The organism is Streptomyces sp. NPDC058470 (assembly GCF_042721055.1).
GTDB lineage: Bacteria > Actinomycetota > Actinomycetes > Streptomycetales > Streptomycetaceae > Streptomyces.
In genome coordinates, this window is sequence record NZ_JBHXMF010000025.1 from 102,190 (window position 1) to 119,943 (window position 17,754).

15 protein-coding genes and 1 tRNA gene are annotated in these 17,754 nt (G+C 70.4%); 10 read left to right on the top strand and 6 right to left on the bottom strand.

The features are described 5' to 3' along the window. Positions 1–52: 52 nt before the first annotated feature. Positions 53–1,294: a glycoside hydrolase family 71/99-like protein gene (locus ACFWP7_RS20020; protein WP_384382872.1), complete on the bottom strand. Its 1,242-nt coding sequence runs from the start codon at positions 1,292–1,294 to the stop codon at positions 53–55. 335 nt (positions 1,295–1,629) lie between these two features. On the opposite strand from ACFWP7_RS20020, the gene ACFWP7_RS20025 reads away from it, so the two are divergent. From ACFWP7_RS20025 to ACFWP7_RS20045, 5 genes are all read left to right on the top strand, one after another. Further along, the gene (locus tag ACFWP7_RS20025; RefSeq protein ID WP_384382873.1) at positions 1,630–3,366 is read left to right on the top strand and encodes an FAD-dependent oxidoreductase; all 1,737 of its coding nucleotides are present in this window, start codon (positions 1,630–1,632) and stop codon (positions 3,364–3,366) included. Positions 3,367–3,384: 18 nt separating this feature from the next. Beyond that, complete coding sequence (locus tag ACFWP7_RS20030; protein ID WP_384382874.1) at positions 3,385–4,248, top strand: intradiol ring-cleavage dioxygenase; 864 nt, start codon at positions 3,385–3,387, stop codon at positions 4,246–4,248. Further along, positions 4,245–5,327, top strand: a complete 1,083-nt coding sequence (locus tag ACFWP7_RS20035) for a maleylacetate reductase (protein ID WP_384382875.1) — start codon at positions 4,245–4,247, stop codon at positions 5,325–5,327. The genes ACFWP7_RS20030 and ACFWP7_RS20035 overlap by 4 nt, the downstream gene beginning before the upstream one ends. Before the next feature lie 474 nt (positions 5,328–5,801). Continuing rightward, positions 5,802–6,569, top strand: coding sequence for an NPP1 family protein (locus ACFWP7_RS20040; RefSeq protein ID WP_384382876.1), 768 nt, complete (start codon positions 5,802–5,804; stop codon positions 6,567–6,569). A 163-nt stretch (positions 6,570–6,732) separates the two neighbouring features. Beyond that, positions 6,733–6,806 (top strand) — tRNA-Pro (locus tag ACFWP7_RS20045). A 59-nt stretch (positions 6,807–6,865) separates the two neighbouring features. On the opposite strand, the gene ACFWP7_RS20050 is transcribed toward ACFWP7_RS20045, so the two are convergent. Beyond that, positions 6,866–7,108 carry a hypothetical protein gene (locus ACFWP7_RS20050; protein ID WP_384382877.1) on the bottom strand — a complete coding sequence of 81 codons (243 nt, stop codon included), beginning with the start codon at positions 7,106–7,108 and terminating at the stop codon, positions 6,866–6,868. An 8-nt stretch (positions 7,109–7,116) separates the two neighbouring features. Between ACFWP7_RS20050 and ACFWP7_RS20055 the strand changes: the two genes are divergently transcribed. Next, the gene (locus ACFWP7_RS20055; protein WP_384382878.1) at positions 7,117–7,290 is read left to right on the top strand and encodes a hypothetical protein; all 174 of its coding nucleotides are present in this window, start codon (positions 7,117–7,119) and stop codon (positions 7,288–7,290) included. Positions 7,291–7,748: 458 nt separating this feature from the next. On the opposite strand, the gene ACFWP7_RS20060 is transcribed toward ACFWP7_RS20055, so the two are convergent. The 4 genes from ACFWP7_RS20060 to ACFWP7_RS20075 all read right to left on the bottom strand — a co-directional run bounded on the left by ACFWP7_RS20060 (position 7,749) and on the right by ACFWP7_RS20075 (position 13,617). Further along, complete coding sequence (locus tag ACFWP7_RS20060; RefSeq protein ID WP_384382879.1) at positions 7,749–9,968, bottom strand: NADP-dependent isocitrate dehydrogenase; 2,220 nt, start codon at positions 9,966–9,968, stop codon at positions 7,749–7,751. A gap of 290 nt (positions 9,969–10,258) precedes the next feature. Further along, entirely contained in the window at positions 10,259–11,404 is a 1,146-nt protein-coding gene (locus tag ACFWP7_RS20065) for a mechanosensitive ion channel family protein (RefSeq protein ID WP_384382880.1), read from the bottom strand. A gap of 375 nt (positions 11,405–11,779) precedes the next feature. Then, positions 11,780–12,556, bottom strand: a complete 777-nt coding sequence (locus tag ACFWP7_RS20070) for a crotonase/enoyl-CoA hydratase family protein (RefSeq protein WP_384382881.1) — start codon at positions 12,554–12,556, stop codon at positions 11,780–11,782. A 74-nt stretch (positions 12,557–12,630) separates the two neighbouring features. Next, positions 12,631–13,617 carry a YbhN family protein gene (locus tag ACFWP7_RS20075; protein WP_384382882.1) on the bottom strand — a complete coding sequence of 329 codons (987 nt, stop codon included), beginning with the start codon at positions 13,615–13,617 and terminating at the stop codon, positions 12,631–12,633. A 203-nt stretch (positions 13,618–13,820) separates the two neighbouring features. Here ACFWP7_RS20075 and ACFWP7_RS20080 point away from each other — a divergent pair, with 203 nt between their 5' ends. The 4 genes from ACFWP7_RS20080 (at position 13,821) to ACFWP7_RS20095 (ending at position 17,319) form a co-directional block, all read left to right on the top strand. Next, entirely contained in the window at positions 13,821–15,746 is a 1,926-nt protein-coding gene (locus tag ACFWP7_RS20080) for an ABC transporter ATP-binding protein (protein WP_384382888.1), read from the top strand. A gap of 90 nt (positions 15,747–15,836) precedes the next feature. After that, entirely contained in the window at positions 15,837–16,256 is a 420-nt protein-coding gene (gene panD / locus ACFWP7_RS20085) for an aspartate 1-decarboxylase (RefSeq protein WP_384382883.1), read from the top strand. Positions 16,257–16,306: 50 nt separating this feature from the next. Then, complete coding sequence (locus tag ACFWP7_RS20090) at positions 16,307–16,651, top strand: GNAT family N-acetyltransferase (RefSeq protein WP_384382884.1); 345 nt, start codon at positions 16,307–16,309, stop codon at positions 16,649–16,651. Then, positions 16,651–17,319 (top strand): arylsulfatase, encoded by a 669-nt coding sequence (locus tag ACFWP7_RS20095; protein ID WP_384382885.1) that lies wholly within the window; start codon positions 16,651–16,653, stop codon positions 17,317–17,319. The genes ACFWP7_RS20090 and ACFWP7_RS20095 overlap by 1 nt, the downstream gene beginning before the upstream one ends. Positions 17,320–17,754: the final 435 nt, after the last annotated feature.

Genomic DNA, 17,754 nt, shown 5'->3' on the forward strand with positions numbered 1-17,754 from the left:
CGGGCCACAGGGTGCCTGAGGCTCCTGGGCACAGGGTGTCCGAGGCTCACGCTCACAGGGTTGGCGCTGTGGGCCGTGTGGCGGTCAGCCCGATCTCCTGCTTCAACATGCGGCCGCCGTCGCCCGTCAGCCGCAGGTAGTAGTCCGCGGAGCAGCGCGTGCCGTCCTCGTCCAGGGCCCAGATGCCCGAACCGGCGGGTACGGAGGCGCCGGTCTCGGCGGTCTTGGCGATCTGGTTGCCCTCGTTGAACTCGTCATACATCGAGATGTAGATGCCCTGCGCGCCGACGCGGACCATGTTGTAGAACTGCCGCCACATGAAGTCGCCATGCGCGCGATGGCGTTCCTGGAGGTCGCCCGGCATCACACACGGCTGGTAGTCGATGCCATGGGCGTTGCAGTCCGCCTGGTCGGGTGTGTTGACGCTGGTGAAGAACTGGTCGGACTGGGCGGCGCTGGAGATCCGGCCCACCATCCACGGCGAGATCATGTTGAACGCGTGATACACGTCCGAGAACCCGGCGCGCGAGTCCTCGGTGCCGGTGCGCCAGTGCGTGGGCACGCCTCCGATGACGTAACAGCCCTGGGCCTTGAACCAGTTGACGACGTCCAGACAGGGAGCCGGCTCGAAGGGGCGCCCCGAGTCGTTGAAGCCGAAGCCCCAAATACACACGACCGGCTTTCCGTTCTGCCGCGCATAGGAACCCGACGACGTATGCGCCTGCATCTTCGACGTCCAGTCCTCCTTGATCTGGGACTGCATGGACGTCCAGCTCGTGACGTCGTACATGATGTAGAACTTGCGGCCGTTGGCCTCCGCGGCCTGCCGCACCTTCTGCGCCATCGCGTCCCGCGTCGGACCTTCCGAGCCGAACGGGTTGAACCGTTGCAGCGCGGCGGTGTCGATCGCGTTCTCCCGCATCCAGCGGAAGTGCGTGTCGACCGTCTGCTGGTCCCACGAGGTGAACAGGGTCGCGGCCGCGCCGCCGGTCAAATTCGGATAGTCGGTGGCGAACCCGCGACTGTACTCGCGCATGTCGGGCCACGACTTGATGGTCGTGTTGGACAACGACGGCGGACGGCTCATGTCCTGGCTCCAGTGCCACCAGCCGTCGATCGGGGCGCCGTCGCCTTTACAGGCGAACCAGCCCTGATAACCGACGGATATCTTGCCGACGACGTCGCCCGGCGGGCTCGCGGCCGGCGCGGCGACCGCCTGCTGGAATGCGCCTGTACCGACTCCCGCCGTGGCGGCGAGCGCAGTACCGAGAAGAGTTCGTCTTGTGATGCTCACGGAGAATTCCTCCTTGTGGGGGTTCTCCGAAAGTAGGGGAATTCCGCACTCCGCTACAAGCTGCCGGAAGTGAATATATCGAGGGGGCCCGACAATTGATTTGTCAGGCCTCTTATTTTCCGACTTCCGATTCCACCGAATTGTGAAGCGCCCTCGGAACGGATTCATCGGCTACGAACCATGATGTACGCCGGGCCCGACCACGACCCCGACTGCCGGGCCCCGGCCCCTGCCCCGGGTAGCGTGAATGTCTCGCAATGAGACACCCGAACCCCCACCGCACACCGCATGATCAAGAGTGGCAGGTGCTCGTTCACACCCTCAGGAGCCTTCCTGTGCAGACCGTCGAGACCGAAGTACTCATCATCGGGAGCGGCCCCGCGGGTGCCGCGGCCGCGCTGGCCCTGAGCACGTACGGCGTACCCAACATCGTCGCGACCCGCTACGCCCGCCTCTCCGACACCCCCCGCGCGCACATCACCAACCAGCGCACGATGGAAGTGCTCCGCGACCTCGGCGTGGAGAGGGACGTCATCGCACAGGCCACCCCGCAGCACCTGATGGGCAACACGACCTTCTGCACCAGCCTCGCCGGCGAGGAACTGGGCCGGGTCCGCTCCTGGGGCAACGACCCGCTCGTCCAGGCCGCGCACGAACTCGCCAGCCCCACCCGCATGTGCGACATGCCGCAGCACCTGATGGAACCGGTACTGGTCAACGCGGCGGTCGCGCGCGGCACCTCCTTGCGCTTCGAGACCGAGTACCTCTCGCACACCCAGGACGCCGACGGGGTGACGGCCACCGTCCGCGACCGGCTGCGCGGAGACACGTACGAGATCCGCGCCAAGTACCTGATCGGCGCCGACGGCGGCCGCTCCAAGGTGGCCGAGGACGCGGGCCTGCCGATGGGCGGCCAGATGGGTGTCGCGGGCAGCATCAACGTCGTCTTCGACGCCGATCTGGCCCAGTACACCGCGCACCGGCCCTCCACCCTCTACTGGGTGCTGGCCCCCGGCGCCACCGTCGGCGGCATCGGCGCGGGCCTGGTGCGCAACGTCCGCCCCTGGAACGAGTGGATGATCGTCTGGGGGTACGACGTCACCGCGGGCGCCCCCGACCTGACCACCGAGTACGCGGAGTCGGTCGTCCGGCAGCTCGTGGGCGACGACGAGATCCCGGTGACCATCAAGTCGTCCTCGGCGTGGACGGTCAACGAGATGTACGCCGAGACGTACTCCAACGGCCGCGTCTTCTGCGCCGGCGACGCCACCCACCGCCACCCGCCGTCCAACGGCCTCGGCTCCAACACCTCGATCCAGGATGCCTACAACCTGGCCTGGAAGCTCAAGGTGGTCCTCGACGGCACGGCGGCACCGAAGCTGCTCGACACGTACACCGCCGAGCGCGCCCCGATCGGCAGACAGATCGTCACCCGCGCCAACAAGTCCATCGGCGAGACCGCCCCCATCTTCGAGGCCCTCGACGGGCTCTCCCCGCAGACCCCCGAACAGCTCTGGGCCAACATCGCCGCCCGCAAGGACGCCACCGAGGCAGCCGCCAAGCAACGGCAGGCACTGCGCGAGGCGATCGCCTTCAAGGTGTACGAGTTCAACGCGCACGGCGTCGACCTCAACCAGCGCTACGCCTCCGACGCGATCGTCCCCGACGGCTCGGCGGATCCCGGCTTCGCGCGCGACCCGGAGCTCCACCACCAGCCCTCCTCCCGCCCCGGCGCCAAGCTCCCGCACGCCTGGATCACCTCCGGGACCCGCACCCTGTCCACCCTCGACACGGTCGGCCGGGGCCGCTTCACCCTGGTCACGGGCATCGGCGGCGAGGGCTGGCTGCGCGCGGCCGGGGCGCTCGACGTCGCGGTCGCCACCGTCGTCATCGGTCCCGGCCAGGAGTACGAGGACCCTTACGGGGACTGGGCGCGGCTGAGCGAGATCGCCGACGCCGGCGCCCTGCTCGTACGACCTGACGGATTTGTCGCCTTCCGGCGCCCGGCGGCCTCCGACGCCGCCGAGGAGTTGCTGGCGGCGGCGCTGCGACGGATCCTCGGACATGCCTGACGGGACCAGGAGAGTGAAATGAGCACCGAATACACGACCGATCTCACCGACGAGGTCGTCGACAGCTTCCGGCGAACCGCCGACCCCCGGCTGCGCGAGCTGCTGACCGCGCTCACCCGCCACCTCCACGCCTTCGTCCGCGAGACGGAGCCGACGATGCAGGAGTGGGAACGGGCCATCGGGTTCCTCACCGCGACCGGGCAGATGTGCACGGACACCCGGCAGGAGTTCATCCTCCTGTCGGACGTGCTCGGCGTCTCGATGCTCGTGGAGACCGTCAACGGTCACCGCGATCCTGGTGCGACCGAGTCGACCGTCCTCGGCCCCTTCCACATGACCCAGTCGCCGGTCCGTGAACTCGGCGCGAACATCGACCTGGTGGGCAGCGGCGAGCCGAGCGTGGTCAGCGGCCGGGTGCTGTCGGCGGACGGCACCCCGCTGCCCGGCGCCGTTCTGGACGTCTGGCAGGCCGACCCCGAGGGCTTCTACGACGTGCAGCGGCCGGACATCCAGCCGGCCGGCAACGGACGGGGGCTCTTCACGGCGGACGTCGAAGGCCGTTTCTGGTTCCGCACCTGCGTACCGAGCCCGTACCCGATCCCGACGGACGGCCCGGTCGGCGAGCTCCTGAAAGCGACCGACCGCCATCCCTACCGCCCTGCCCACATCCACTTCATCGCCTCGGCCGCGGGCCACGACCCGGTCACCACGCACATGTTCGTGGCGGGCAGCGCGTACCTGGACTCCGACGCGGTGTTCGCCGTCAAGGAGAGCCTGATCCAGGACTTCGCCGAGACCGACGACCCGTCCCTGGCACGGAAGTTCGGCGTCCCGAACCCCTTCCGGTACGCGCACTTCGACCTCGTACTGGAGGCGGCATGACCACCGCGCTCGACTTCTCCTACGAGAGCCGGCCCGGGCGGGTCGTCTTCCGGCCCGGCGCTGCGGTGAGCGCGACACCGGGCGAGGTCGCCCGGCTCGGACTGCGCAGGGTGCTCGTGGTCTGCGGGAGCCGGGGCTCGGAGGTCGCGCGGGCGGTCGCCGACGCGCTGGGCGACTCCTGTGCGGGGCTGCACGCCGAGGCCCGTATGCACGTACCCGTGGCGGTCGCCGACCGGGCGGTCGAGGTGGCGCGGGCCCTCGGCGCCGACGGCTGTGTCGCGGTCGGCGGCGGCTCCTCGATCGGCCTCGGCAAGGCGATCGCGCTACGCACCGGACTGCCGCTGATCGCCGTGCCCTCCACCTACTCCGGCTCCGAGATGACCCCCGTCTGGGGCCTCACCGAACACGGCGCCAAACGCACCGGACGTGACGCCGTCGTCCAGCCCCGAAGCGTCGTCTACGACCCCGAACTCACCCTCGGGCTGCCCGTCCCCCTCAGCGTCACCAGCGGAGTCAACGCGCTCGCGCACGCCGCCGAAGCCCTGTACGCGCCCGACGCCTCGCCCCTCGTCTCCCTCATGGCCGAGGAGGGCGTACGGGCGATGGCAGGGGCCCTTCCCAGGGTGGCCGCCGCCCCCGGCGACCTCGACGCGCGTGGCCGCGCCCTCTACGGCGCCTGGCTCTGCGGAGCCTGCCTCGGCGCCACCACCATGGGCCTGCACCACAAGCTGTGCCATGTACTCGGCGGCACCTTCGGCCTGCCGCACGCCGAGACCCACACGGTGGTCCTCCCGTACGTTCTCGCGTACAACGCGTCCGCCGCCCCCGACGCGATCGCCGCCCTGTCCCGCGCCCTGGGCACCGACGACGTCCCCCGCGCCCTCCACGACCTGGCCGGAAACCTCGGGGCTCCCTGCTCGCTCGCCGAACTCGGCCTGAAGGAGGCCGACTTGGCGGTCGCCGCCGCACAGGCCACGACGACGGCGTATCCCAACCCCCGCGAGGTCACCGCGAGCGGGGTACTCGGCCTGCTGACCGCGGCGTACGAAGGCTGGGAGCCACGGAGCGACGCCTTCTAGGGGGCGCCGAGGAGGGCGGTCGACCGCTGTCCCGGGGGCAGCACGCGGTTCCTTACCGCGGCGGCAGCAAGTGACCGGGCAGGGCAGGGCAGGGCTCGCGCACGATGCATGGCGTGAGCCGGTCCGAGTCCGTCGACACGCCCTGTCTCGGCGCGGTCTGTCTTGACGCGGTCTGTTTTGACCGGCCTGTCTTGACGCGGTCAACGGTGGTCCTTCAACCAAGGCCATGTCCGGGGGAGTTGGCGCAAGCGCCCGGCCTGCCCGCGCTCGCCGCATCGGTTCTCGTACTCACGCCGGCTGCGGGGCGACCCCGGCTCCTCTTCCGCCTGATCGGTCGACATGGATTGGCTGACCTTTCATCACTCGGACACCTCCTGACTCTGGCGTTTTCGGGCACGCCCCGAAAGGATGACCTGGGCATGCCAATAGACCGCCCCGAACTGCCCCCACACCGCGGTCGATCAGGAGGACGCAGTGAAAGTAAAGTCGCGCATCGGCAAGGTCTCCCTCATCTTCGGCAGCGCCGTGGCGCTGGTCGTTGCCTTTCCGGGCATCGCCCTCGCCGACCCGCCGTCGGCCCTGCCGGCCAACGCGAACGGGCTGGAGCAGACGTTCCAGCCGGCCTACGACTACGACACGGACGGCTGCTACCCGACCCCCGCCATCGGTCCCGACGGGACCATCAACCCCGGCCTCAACCCGGCCGGTGCGCTCAACGGCTCGTGCCGCGACTCATGGGACCTGGCCAACACCAACGGGTACTCGCGGGAGAAGTGCAACAACGGCTGGTGCGCGATCATGTACGGCCTCTACTTCGAGAAGGATCAGGCGGTGGCCGGCAGCAGCCTCGGCGGGCACCGCAACGACTGGGAGCACGTCGTCGTGTGGGTGCAGGACAACGTTGCCAAGTACGTCTCCACCTCCGCCCACGGCGACTTCAACACCTACAGCAGCGACCAGATCCGCTGGGACGGAACGCACCCCAAGATCGTCTACCACAAGGACGGAATCAGCACGCACTGCTTCCGCCCCGCGACCTCCGGCGACGAGCCACCGGAGAACCACCAGCAAACCTGGCAGTTCCCCCGCCTGGTCGGCTGGGACGGCTACCCGGCCGGTCTGCGCGACAAGCTGAACGCCTACAACTTCGGCAGCGCCGTCTTCGGCCTCAAGGACGGCAACTTCAACTACCACCTCGACCTGGCGAAGCCTGACGGGATCGCGTTCGACCCCAACGCCTGACGAACTGAACCCCGGGGGGCGCCCGGCACATCGTCGCTCCCCGGCCTCAGCCCCGTGACCCTCCCCTGTGCGACGGGACGGTGACCGCCAGTGTGAGTCCGGCCACGCGCGTGAGGTAGGGTCTACCTGCGTAAACACGGGGGTGACTCCGGGTGAAACGCATCGGGACGTGGCGCAGCTTGGTAGCGCACTTGACTGGGGGTCAAGGGGTCGCAGGTTCAAATCCTGTCGTCCCGACGGTGCGAAGGGTCTTCGCGGGCGAGAGCCTGTGGGGGCCCTTTTCCCATGCCGGCCGCTCAGCCGGTGGGCGGTGGAAGTTCGGCCGTGCCCCGGTCGTAGGCGGTGTCGGCCTCCGCGGTGGACTCGTGGTCGGCGAGCAGGAAGTTGACGACGGTCGGGTGCCGGCCGCAGTGCGGACAGGAATGCCCCGTGCCCAGCGGCGTGAGCTGCGTCGCGCGGATGTCCGCCGTGGGCACCGATCCCGGAATGGCGGGGAGAGCGGCGGCCGTCGCGCTGCTGGTGCCGGTCGGGCGCAGCATCGGCGCGTGTGCACCACTTCTACGGCGTCGGCACCGGGTCCCGCCAACTGCGGCTGTCGATCAGCACCTTGACGCCGGACCGGATCGGGGCGGGCCCGGACCGGCCGGCCGCGGCCGTCACCGCGGGCCTGCGGACCGAACCGACGGCGGCAACGGCGGCCACCACGGGGGCCGTGTCGTGAACCGCACCCTGGCCGTCGTCGGCACCGGACTCATCGGCATCTCGGTGGCGGCGGCCGCCCGGCGCAGGGTGCGGGTCCAGCTGTCCTGACCGCGACGATTCCGCGGTCAGGAGCGCCGCCTGCTCGGTGCCGGAGCGCAGCCGCCGTCCGCCGAACCGGTGCGCCAGGCCCCGTGCCTGTTGCTCGGCGGCTACACGGACGTGGCCGGCGTCAAGTCCGGACTCGAGCAGTCGAGGTGGGCTTGGGCTGCGACCTCCTCGGTCTTCCTGCCCGCATGCTCACGCGCGCTTCGCAGCTCGGACCCGAGCCGGCGCCGCCGTACGGCAGCTGACGCACTTGCGTGGAGGACGTCTCTTTGCTTCGGGGTGTGGCCCGTGGGTGCCGGAACGGCACCGCCCCGGCCGGAAGGATCCGGCCGGGGCGGCTCAGGTCGCGGACCGGGGTCCGCGGACGGTGCGTCAGGCGAGGGTCGCGAGCGTGTCGTTCCAGGTGGCCGACGGGCGCATGATCGTGGCGGCCTTGGCGGGGTCGGGCTGGTAGTAGCCGCCGATGTCGGCGGGGGAGCCCTGGACCGCGTTCAGCTCGTCGACGATCGTCTGCTCCTGCGCGCTCAGCGTCTCGGCGAGCGGGCCGAAGACCTTGGCGAGGTCCGCGTCGTCCGTCTGCTGCGCCAGCTCCTGCGCCCAGTACAGGGACAGGAAGAAGTGACTGCCGCGGTTGTCGATGCCGCCGACGCGGCGGGTCGGCGACTTGTCCTCGTTGAGGAAGGTCGCCGTCGCACGGTCGAGGGTGTCGGCGAGGACCTGGGCGCGTGCGTTGCCCGTGGTCGTCGCGAGGTGCTCAAAGCTGGACGCCAGCGCGAGGAACTCGCCCAGGCTGTCCCAGCGCAGGTAGTTCTCCTTGACCAGCTGCTGCACGTGCTTCGGCGCGGAGCCGCCCGCGCCCGTCTCGAAGAGGCCGCCACCCGCCATCAACGGGACGATCGACAGCATCTTGGCGCTGGTGCCCAGCTCCAGGATCGGGAACAGGTCGGTCAGGTAGTCGCGCAGGACGTTGCCGGTGACGGAGATCGTGTTCTCGCCGCGGCGGATGCGCTCCACGGAGAGCTTGGTCGCCTCCTGGGGAGACAGGATGCGGATGTCCAGGCCCTCGGTGTCGTGCTCCGGAAGGTACCGCTTGACCTTCTCGATGATCACCGCGTCGTGTGCGCGGGTCTCGTCCAGCCAGAACACCGTCGGGTCACCGGTGGCGCGGGCGCGGGTGACGGCCAGCTTCACCCAGTCCTTGATCGGGGCGTCCTTGGTCTGGCAGGCGCGGAAGATGTCGCCGGCGGCGACGGTCTGCTCCAGGACGACGTTCCCGGCCTCGTCGACGAGACGGACCGTACCGGTGGTCGCGATCTCGAAGGTCTTGTCGTGGCTGCCGTACTCCTCGGCCTTCTGCGCCATCAGACCGACGTTCGGGACCGTGCCCATCGTGGCCGGGTCGAAGGCGCCGTTGGCGCGGCAGTCGTCGAGGACGACCTGGTAGACACCGGAGTAGCTGCTGTCCGGCAGGACCGCGAGGGTGTCCTGTTCCTGGCCGTCCGGCCCCCACATGTGGCCGGAGGTGCGGATCATCGCCGGCATGGACGCGTCGACGATCACGTCGGACGGCACGTGCAGGTTGGTGATGCCCTTGTCGGAGTCGACCATCGCCAGCTCCGGGCCCTCGGCGAGCTCGGCGTCGAAGGACGCCTTGATCTCGGCGGCCTCGGGCAGCGACTCCACGCCCTTGAAGATGCCGCCCAGACCGTCGTTCGGGGTCAGACCGGCGGCGGCGAAGGTCTCGCCGTACTTCGCGAACGTCTTCGGGAAGAAGGCACGCACGACGTGACCGAAGATGATCGGGTCCGAGACCTTCATCATCGTGGCCTTGAGGTGCACCGAGAACAGCACGCCCTCGGCCTTGGCGCGGGCGATCTGCGCCGTGAGGAACTCGCGCAGTGGCGCGACGTGCAGGACGGACGCGTCCACGACCTCGTCCGCGAGCACGGGTACGGACTCACGCAGCACGGTGGTGGAGCCGTCGTCACCGGTCAGCTCGATACGGAGCGAGCCCGGCGTGGAGATCACCGCGGACTTCTCGGTGGAGCGGAAGTCGTCGACGCCCATGGTCGCGACGTTCGTCTTCGACTCGGACGACCACTTGCCCATGCGGTGCGGGTGGGTCTTCGCGTAGTTCTTGACCGACGCGGGGGCGCGGCGGTCGGAGTTGCCCTCGCGCAGCACCGGGTTCACGGCACTGCCCTTGACCTTGTCGTAACGGGCGCGGATGTCGCGCTCCTCGTCCGACTTCGGGTCCTCCGGGTAGTCCGGAAGCGCGTAGCCCTGCCCCTGCAGCTCGACGACCGCCGCCTTGAGCTGGGGGACCGAGGCCGAGACGTTCGGCAGCTTGATGATGTTCGCCCCGGGCGTCTTCGCCAGCTCACCGAGCTCCGCGAGCGCGTCGGGGATGCGCTGACCCTCCTCCAGGAACTCGGGGAAGAGGGCGATGATGCGCCCGGCCAGCGAGATGTCACGGGTCTCCACAGTGACACCCGCCTGCGAGGCGTACGCCTGGACCACCGGCAGGAACGAATACGTCGCCAGGGCCGGGGCCTCGTCAGTGTGCGTGTAAATGATGGTCGAGTCAGTCACCGGGTGCTCCGCTCCACGTCTGCAACATTGCTCGACATCAAGATATCTCCTGAGCGACCCGGGCTCGACAGGGGTCTGCGTTCGCCCCGCTCCGCGAAGGTCTGAGGGCTGAATTCCTGCTGGCCCAGCTGGAGCTTTTCAGCCTGTCCGGCGTTTGAGGACGAGGCCGTCCAGGCCGAAGCGGGGGTCTGGGGGCGGTAGCCCCCTCCAGGAACAAGGGACGGGAAGGGGCGGAGGGGGCGAAACCTCATGGCCCAGCCGCCACCCCCACCCGAGCGTCGTCGACCTGGTCAGCCCCGAGAAGCCGTAGGAGGCTGCTGCACCGAGATGCTCCCCTCCCGCTGCTGCGGAATGCCCGCCTGCTGCGGCATGACCGCCTCGATGAGCGCCGACTCGGGCAGCGCCGCTCCCGCCGGGTGCAAAGCCACGCTCCGGGTCGGCGCCGGGATCCGGATCCCTTCCTCCCGGTACCGCTTGTGCAGGCGCTTGATGAACTCGTGCTTGATCCGGTACTGGTCGCTGAACTCGCCCACGCCGAGGATCACGGTGAAACTGATGCGGGAGTCACCGAAGGTGTGGAAGCGGACCGCGGGTTCGTGGTCGGGGAGGGCACCGGTGATCTCCCTCATCACCTCGGCGACGACCTCGGTGGTCGCGCGCTCGACGTGGTCCAGGTCGCTGTCGTAGCCGACGCCCACCTGGACGAGGAGCGTCATCTGCTGCTCGGGGCGGTTGAAGTTGGTCATGTTGGTGCCCGCGAGCTGGGCGTTGGGGATGATGACCAGGTTGTTGGAGAGCTGACGGACCGTGGTGTTGCGCCAGTTGATGTCGACGACATAGCCCTCCTCACCGCTGCTGAGGCGGATGTAGTCGCCGGGCTGGATCGTCTTCGAGGCGAGGATGTGCACGCCCGCGAAGAGGTTGGCGAGGGTGTCCTGGAGAGCCAGCGCGACCGCAAGACCGCCCACGCCCAGGGCGGTGAGCAGCGGGGCTATGGAGATGCCCAGCGTCTGGAGCATGATGAGAAAGCCCATCGCCAGCACCACGACCCGGGTGATGTTGACGAAGATGGTGGCCGACCCGGCGACGCCCGACCGGGACTGGGCCAGTGACCGGACGAGGCCGGCGATGAACCGGGCCGCGGCGATGGTCGAGACCAGGATCAGGAGCACGGTCAGGGTCCGGTTGACGTTGTGCCCGACCGACGAGGTCAGCGGGAGCACCGCCGCCGCCGACGCGATTCCGCCGGCAACAGCCGCCGCGGGTACGAGGGTTCGCAGGGCGGCGACGATGAGGTCGTCGCCGCTCCAGTTGGTGCGCAGCGCGTGCTTGCCGAGCCAGCGCAGCAGCATGCGCGACAGGAACGCCGCGATGAGGCCCGCGGCCACGGCGATTCCGGCGAGCATCCAGTCGTCCAGGGTGAGGGAGCGGTTCATCGGCGTTCTCCCTTGTGGCCGGAGGGAAGGCCCGTGGGCCGGATGTGCTGTGTTGTCACTTGCCACCTGCTCGAATCCGGGAATGCGCGATCATGCCCGGACTGGTGTTCGTCATCCGGGGCGAGCGCTCATCCTGCCGCATCAGCGGGTATGCCCCTCACCAGTCGTGGTGAGATCCGGCTCGCAACCCACCGAGTTCACAACTCGGCGGACCCACTGCTGTGTTCACAACTCAGAGATGGCACTGCTGTGTTCGCAACGCAGGGACGGCACTGCTGTGTTCACGACTGACCGGACCGCGCTGGCGTGTTCACGACCCAGTGGACCGCGCCGGTGCATTCACAACTCACCGGACGGAGCCCGTGCTTTCACGACTCACCGGACCGCGCCGGACTCACCGAACGCGCCATGCCGCCCCGCTCCCGACGCGAAGCGCGCCGCGCCCTCCAGACCCTCGGCCAACACGCCCATGCCGCGCCGGAGTTCGACACGCATCGCCGCGGCCTCGACCAGGCCGTCCTGGTCCAGGACGGCGGCGCGGTCGACGCGCAGGCATTCCTGGGGGAAGTCGGCGATGTCGGCGGCCAGTTCCTCGGCAGCCGCGCGGGCACGGCCGGTCGGTACGAGACGGTTGGCGAGCCCCATCTGGAAGGCCTCGGAGGCCGGCACCGGACGGCCGGTGAGGATCATGTCCATCGCGTGGCCGGCACCGATGAGCCGGGGGAGCCGTACCGTACCGCCGTCGATGAGCGGTACTCCCCAGCGGCGGCAGAAGACCCCGAAGACCGCGTCCTCCTCGGCGACCCGCAGATCGCACCAGAGCGCCAGCTCCAGGCCTCCGGCCACCGCGTGCCCCGCGACCGCCGCGATCACCGGCTTGGACAGGCGCAGCCGGGTCGGGCCCATCGGCCCGTCACCGTCCTCGGCGACCCGGTTGCCCTGCTCGCTGCCGATGGCCTTGAGGTCGGCGCCCGCGCAGAACGTGCCGCCCTCGCCCCACAGCACCGCAACCCGCGCCGACTCGTCGGCCTCGAACGTCCGGAAGGCGTCCGCGAGTTCGGCGGCAGTCGGCCCGTCCACCGCGTTGCGCGCCTCGGGACGCGAGAGGACGACCGTGGTGACGTAACCCTGTCGTTCGGTCCGGACCGGCATCGCTGACCCCTTCCCCGGACTGCTGTCCTTCGAGGCTATCCCCGGGTTCGCGACCGCGCACAGGATGCGTGAGCTCAGATCACCTTCAGACGGACCAGCGCCCCCAACGTCAGTGCCCCGGGCAGCAACGGCACCCACACCGTGATGATCCGGTACGCCAGCACCACCGCCGTCGCCACGGCGACCGGGCCGCCCGCCGCGACCAGCGCGATGATCAGCGCGGCCTCCACCGAGCCGACCCCACCCGGTGTCGGCACCAGCGCGACCGCGACCGTCGCCGCGAGATAGGCGACCACCATGTGCGCGGGCGGCACCGGCAGCCCCAACGCCATTCCCACGGCGACCAGTCCGGCCGCCTGGAGCGTGGGGAAGGCGAGCGAACCGCCCCACAGGGCCAGCGCGCGCATCGGCCGGGTGTGCACCGAACGCGCCTCGCCGAGCGCGGTACGCAGGAAGGTGAAGACGGCCGCACGCAGCCGCCGTACCAGCAGAAGAGCCGGCGCAGCGACGCACAGCATCACGGCGCCGCCGAGCAGCAACGGAGCGACCGCACCGTCGGGAAGGAGACCGCCGAGCCGCAGCGCGCCAGGGAAGGCGATCAGCAGGCCCGCCAGCAGGGTGAGCCGGGCTGTCGACTCCGCAAGCAGATACAGCGCGAGCGCGGCCGACGAGCGGGCGAGCGGCACCCCGCACACCGTCATGAACCGCAGATTGACCGCGCTCGCCCCCAGCCCCGTGGGGAGGAGGTGGTTGGCGGCGCCCGCCGCGACCTGGGTGGCAAGGAGTCGGCGTACGGGCAGCCGCTCCATGACCGCGCCCTGGCGGGTGACGGCGGCCGCGACCCAGGTCCCGCAGGTCGCGGCGCCGGCGGCCACGAGCCAGGGCCACTGGGCCGTCGCCAGATGATGGAAGCCCTCGGCCAGCACGGACCAGTGCTGCACGGCGACCACGATCACGAGGGCGAGCGGGAGCAGGCAGAAGAGCGGCCGGACGGACGAGCGGAGAGCCGACCGGAAGGCGGTGCGACTGGGGAACCCCTGGGGGAGTCGTACGGCTGTCACACCAGCAGAGCCTTTCCCCTGCGCACCAACGGGGGGTTGCGGGCGCGGAGACGGCGGCTGACGTGCCGGGCAAGGTGCGGGAGACCTCGGCCGACATGTCGAGCTGAGAAATGCGCAGGGCTGGACCGCGGGGCGGGCCGGAGAGCCGTCGGCCGGTGGTTGACCTCAACGTCGCTTGAGGTCCTACTGTCGCTCCCATGAGCATGGAGACCACAGCCTGGACACAGTTGCAGAGTGTCATGAACGCCCGGCAGGAACGCCGCCCCTTCGCCCGCGCGACCTTGCGCCGTATCGCCGTCTTCGCCCGTCCGCACCGCCGCCGCATAGGCCAGTTCGTGGTGCTCAGCGTGCTGACCGCGCTGCTCGCCGTCGCGACGCCGGTGCTCGCCGGGCGCGTCGTGGACGTGATCGTGTCCGGCGGCGACGAGGGCACCGTCGTGCGCCTTGCCGCGCTCATCGCCCTCATCGCCTTCTCCGAGGCGGCGCTCGGAATCCTCGGCCGCTGGCTCTCGTCGACCCTCGGCGAGGGACTGATCCTCGATCTGCGGACGGCTGTGTTCGATCATGTCCAGCGCATGCCGGTCGCGTTCTTCACCCGTACCCGTACGGGCGCGCTCGTCAGCCGTCTCAACAACGACGTCATCGGCGCCCAACGCGCCTTCAGCAACACCCTGTCCGGAGTCGTCAGCAACGTCGTGACGCTGCTGCTCACCCTCGCCGTGATGCTGACCCTGTCCTGGCAGATCACGCTGCTCGCGCTCGCGCTGCTGCCCGTGTTCGTGGTGCCCGCGCGGCGGATGGGCACCCGGATGGCCGGACTGGCGCGCGAGGCAGCCGACCTCAACGCCTCGATGGGCACCCGGATGACCGAGCGTTTCTCCGCGCCGGGCGCCACGCTCATCAAGCTCTTCGGGCGCCCCGAGGACGAGTCCACCGAGTTCGCGGAGCGCGCCCGGCGGGTGCGGGACATCGGCGTGCGGACGGCGATGGCGCAGTCGGCGTTCATCACGGCGCTGACGCTCGTGTCCGCCCTCGCCCTCGCGCTCGTCTACGGCCTCGGCGGCTGGTACGCGCTGCGCGGCAGCCTGGAACCGGGCGCCGTCGTCTCCCTGGCGCTGCTGCTGACCCGCCTCTACGCGCCGCTCACCTCGCTCGCCGGTGCACGCGTCGAGGTCATGAGCGCCCTGGTGAGCTTCGAGCGGGTCTTCGAGGTGCTCGACCTCAAGCCGCTCATCGAGGAGAAGCCGGACGCGCGGAAGGTACCGGAGGGACCCGCGGCCGTGGAGTTCGACGGCGTCCGCTTCGCCTACCCGTCCGCCGACAAGGTCTCCCTCGCCTCCCTGGAGGAGGTCGCGTCCCTGGACACCCGCGGCGGCGCCGAAGTCCTGCACGGCGTCTCCTTCCGCGCCGAACCAGGGCAGACCGTCGCGCTCGTCGGCTCCTCCGGCGCCGGGAAGTCGACCATCGCGCAGCTGCTGCCGCGGCTGTACGACACCGACGAGGGCGTGATCCGCATCGGCGGCGTCGACGTACGCGACCTGAGCGCGGAGTCGATGCGGGAGACCCTCGGCATGGTCACGCAGGACGGTCACCTGTTCCACGACTCGGTGCGGGCGAACCTGCTGCTGGCCCGCCCGGCCGCGACCGAGGACGAGCTGTGGGACGTCCTGCGCCGCGCCCGCCTCGAAGATCTCGTACGTTCACTGCCCGACGGCCTCGACACCGTGGTCGGCGAACGCGGCTACCGGCTCTCCGGCGGCGAACGCCAGCGCATGACCATCGCCCGCCTGCTGCTGGCCCGCCAGCGCGTCGTCATTCTCGACGAGGCCACCGCCCACCTCGACAACACCTCCGAGGCGGCCGTCCAGGAGGCACTGGCAGAAGCCCTGGAGGGACGGACCGCCGTGGTGATCGCGCACCGGCTGTCCACCGTGCGGGCCGCCGACCTGATCCTCGTCGTCGAGGCCGGGCAGATCGTGGAGCGGGGCACACACGGCGAACTGCTCGCGGTGGACGGGCGGTACGCGGAGCTGTACCGGACGCAGTTCAAGAAGGCGCGCACGACCGGTGAGGGCGCGGCCGGCGAGGGCGTGACGGAGATCGCTGTCACGGAGGGGGCCGTGGCATAGCACCGGCGGGGCGCCCGCCGTACCCTGGCGGGCGTCGGCGCGTACCCCTCACCGGGACGCGACCCTCCCTACCCACAGGAGCAGTGGCCCATGCTGCGCACCATGTTCAAGTCCAAGATCCACCGCGCCACCGTCACCCAGGCCGACCTGCACTACGTCGGGTCCGTCACCATCGACGCCGAGCTGCTGGACGCGGCCGATCTGCTGCCCGGCGAGCTCGTCCACATCGTCGACGTCACCAATGGCGCCCGCCTGGAGACGTACGTCATCGCGGGCGAACGCGATTCGGGAGTCATCGGCATCAACGGGGCGGCGGCGCATCTCGTGCACCCCGATGATCTGGTGATCATCATCAGTTACGCTCAGATCTCCGACGCCGAGGCACGGGTACTGCGGCCGCGGGTGGTGCACGTGGACCGCGACAACCGGATCGTGGCCCTGGGCGCCGACCCGTCCGAGCCGGTACCGGACTCGGATCAGGAGCGCAGCCCGCAGGCCGTGTCGGCCTGACCTCGGCGGCGGAACGTGACCCCAGCAGAGGAAGACGAGGAGTGGTGCCCATGAGCGACATCGAGATCCGCGACGACCGGGCGGCTGGCCGTCTGGAGGCTTTCGCCGGGGACGAAGTCGTCGGCCGTATCGAGTACTTCGTCCTGGAAGCCCCCGCCCGCGCACTCGTCCCGGTGCACACCATCGTGGAACCCGAGCACGAGGGCAAGGGCATCGCCGGCTCCCTGGCCCGCGAGCTGTACGCCATCGCCGCGCGGGAGGGCATCACGGTCGCGCCGCTCTGCCCGTACGTCGTGAAGTGGGCGGCACGCCATCCGGAGGAGGCTCCGGTGGCTGACCCGGAGCTGCAGTCGGCGGCGCTGGACTGGCTCAAGGCACACCCGGGACGTTTCTGATGCCTCCGCGGTCGTCGACGGCCGCCAGGCCCGGTCCGCTCGCCCTGCTGCACACCTCGCCCGCGCACATCCCCGTCTTCGACGCGCTGCGCGACGAGGACCATCAGGGGCTGGACCTGCGGCATCTGGTGGCCGAGGAACTGCTGGCCAGAGCCCGCAGGGAAGGGCCCGAGGCGGTGGCCGCCGAGGTGCGGGCGGTGCTCGACCGCGCCGTCACACAGGGCGCGGCGGCCGTGCTGTGCACCTGCTCGACCATCGGCGCCGTCGTCGAGCGCGCGGGCGCCGAGGTGCCCGTACTGCGCGCGGACCGTCCGATGGCCGCCGCGGCGGTGGCCGCAGGACCGCGTGTCGTCGTCCTCGCCTCGCTGGAGAGCACCCTGGCGCCGACGGTCGCCCTCGTCGAGGAGGAGGCCCGCGCCGCCGGACGCCCCCTCGACATCCGTACCGTCCTCGTTAAGGGCGCGTGGACGCTCTTCGAGGCGGGTGACCTCGACGGCTGTGCCCGCACGGTGGCGACGGCCGCGGACGCGGTCACCGACGCCGACGCGATCGTCCTCGCCCAGGGATCCATGGCCGCGGCCCAGCGGCTGACCACGACCACGATCCCGGTCCTGTCGAGCCCCCGCCCGGGTCTCGCCGCGGGGGCGGAGGCCGCACGCGGGAGCTGAATGCGCAGTGCTGCCTGGCCCACCTGGTCGCCATCGGCTGCGCGAGGGGGTGAGTGGGTGCGCGGGAGCCGGGTACGCGTGGGAAAAGTCCAGGGCCGACGTACCGACTGGCTGGAGGACAACATGACCCACCCGTATCCCGACCCTGTGAAGCCGGACCCCACCCCGGGCCCCGACCGCCCGCAGCCCTTCCCGGACCCGATCCCGAAGCCGGGCCCCCGCCCGTCACCGGCACCGGAGCCCCTCCCGTCGCCGTCGCCGATCCCGCAGCCGCCGGGACCCGACCCGACACCGGAACCCCTGCCGGGACCGGCCTCTCAGGACTAGGTCCTGTCGTCGCGAGGCAGACGGGAATGTGACGACAGAGCCTAGGACCACAGACCGGCGGCCCGGGCTGTGACGAAAGACCGGTGGCCCGGTGCGGAACCTCCGCAC

Bases quoted from the DNA above. Each gene is read 5' to 3' on its own strand.
- ACFWP7_RS20030 (WP_384382874.1), top strand. From the start codon at position 3,385: ATGAGCACCGAATACACGACCGATCTCACCGACGAGGTCGTCGACAGC.
- ACFWP7_RS20035 (WP_384382875.1), top strand. From the start codon at position 4,245: ATGACCACCGCGCTCGACTTCTCCTACGAGAGCCGGCCCGGGCGGGTC.
- ACFWP7_RS20050 (WP_384382877.1), bottom strand. From the start codon at position 7,108: ATGCTGCGCCCGACCGGCACCAGCAGCGCGACGGCCGCCGCTCTCCCC.
- ACFWP7_RS20065 (WP_384382880.1), bottom strand. From the start codon at position 11,404: ATGAACCGCTCCCTCACCCTGGACGACTGGATGCTCGCCGGAATCGCC.
- ACFWP7_RS20070 (WP_384382881.1), bottom strand. From the start codon at position 12,556: ATGCCGGTCCGGACCGAACGACAGGGTTACGTCACCACGGTCGTCCTC.
- ACFWP7_RS20080 (WP_384382888.1), top strand. From the start codon at position 13,821: ATGGAGACCACAGCCTGGACACAGTTGCAGAGTGTCATGAACGCCCGG.
- panD (WP_384382883.1), top strand. From the start codon at position 15,837: ATGCTGCGCACCATGTTCAAGTCCAAGATCCACCGCGCCACCGTCACC.
- ACFWP7_RS20090 (WP_384382884.1), top strand. From the start codon at position 16,307: ATGAGCGACATCGAGATCCGCGACGACCGGGCGGCTGGCCGTCTGGAG.
- ACFWP7_RS20095 (WP_384382885.1), top strand. From the start codon at position 16,651: ATGCCTCCGCGGTCGTCGACGGCCGCCAGGCCCGGTCCGCTCGCCCTG.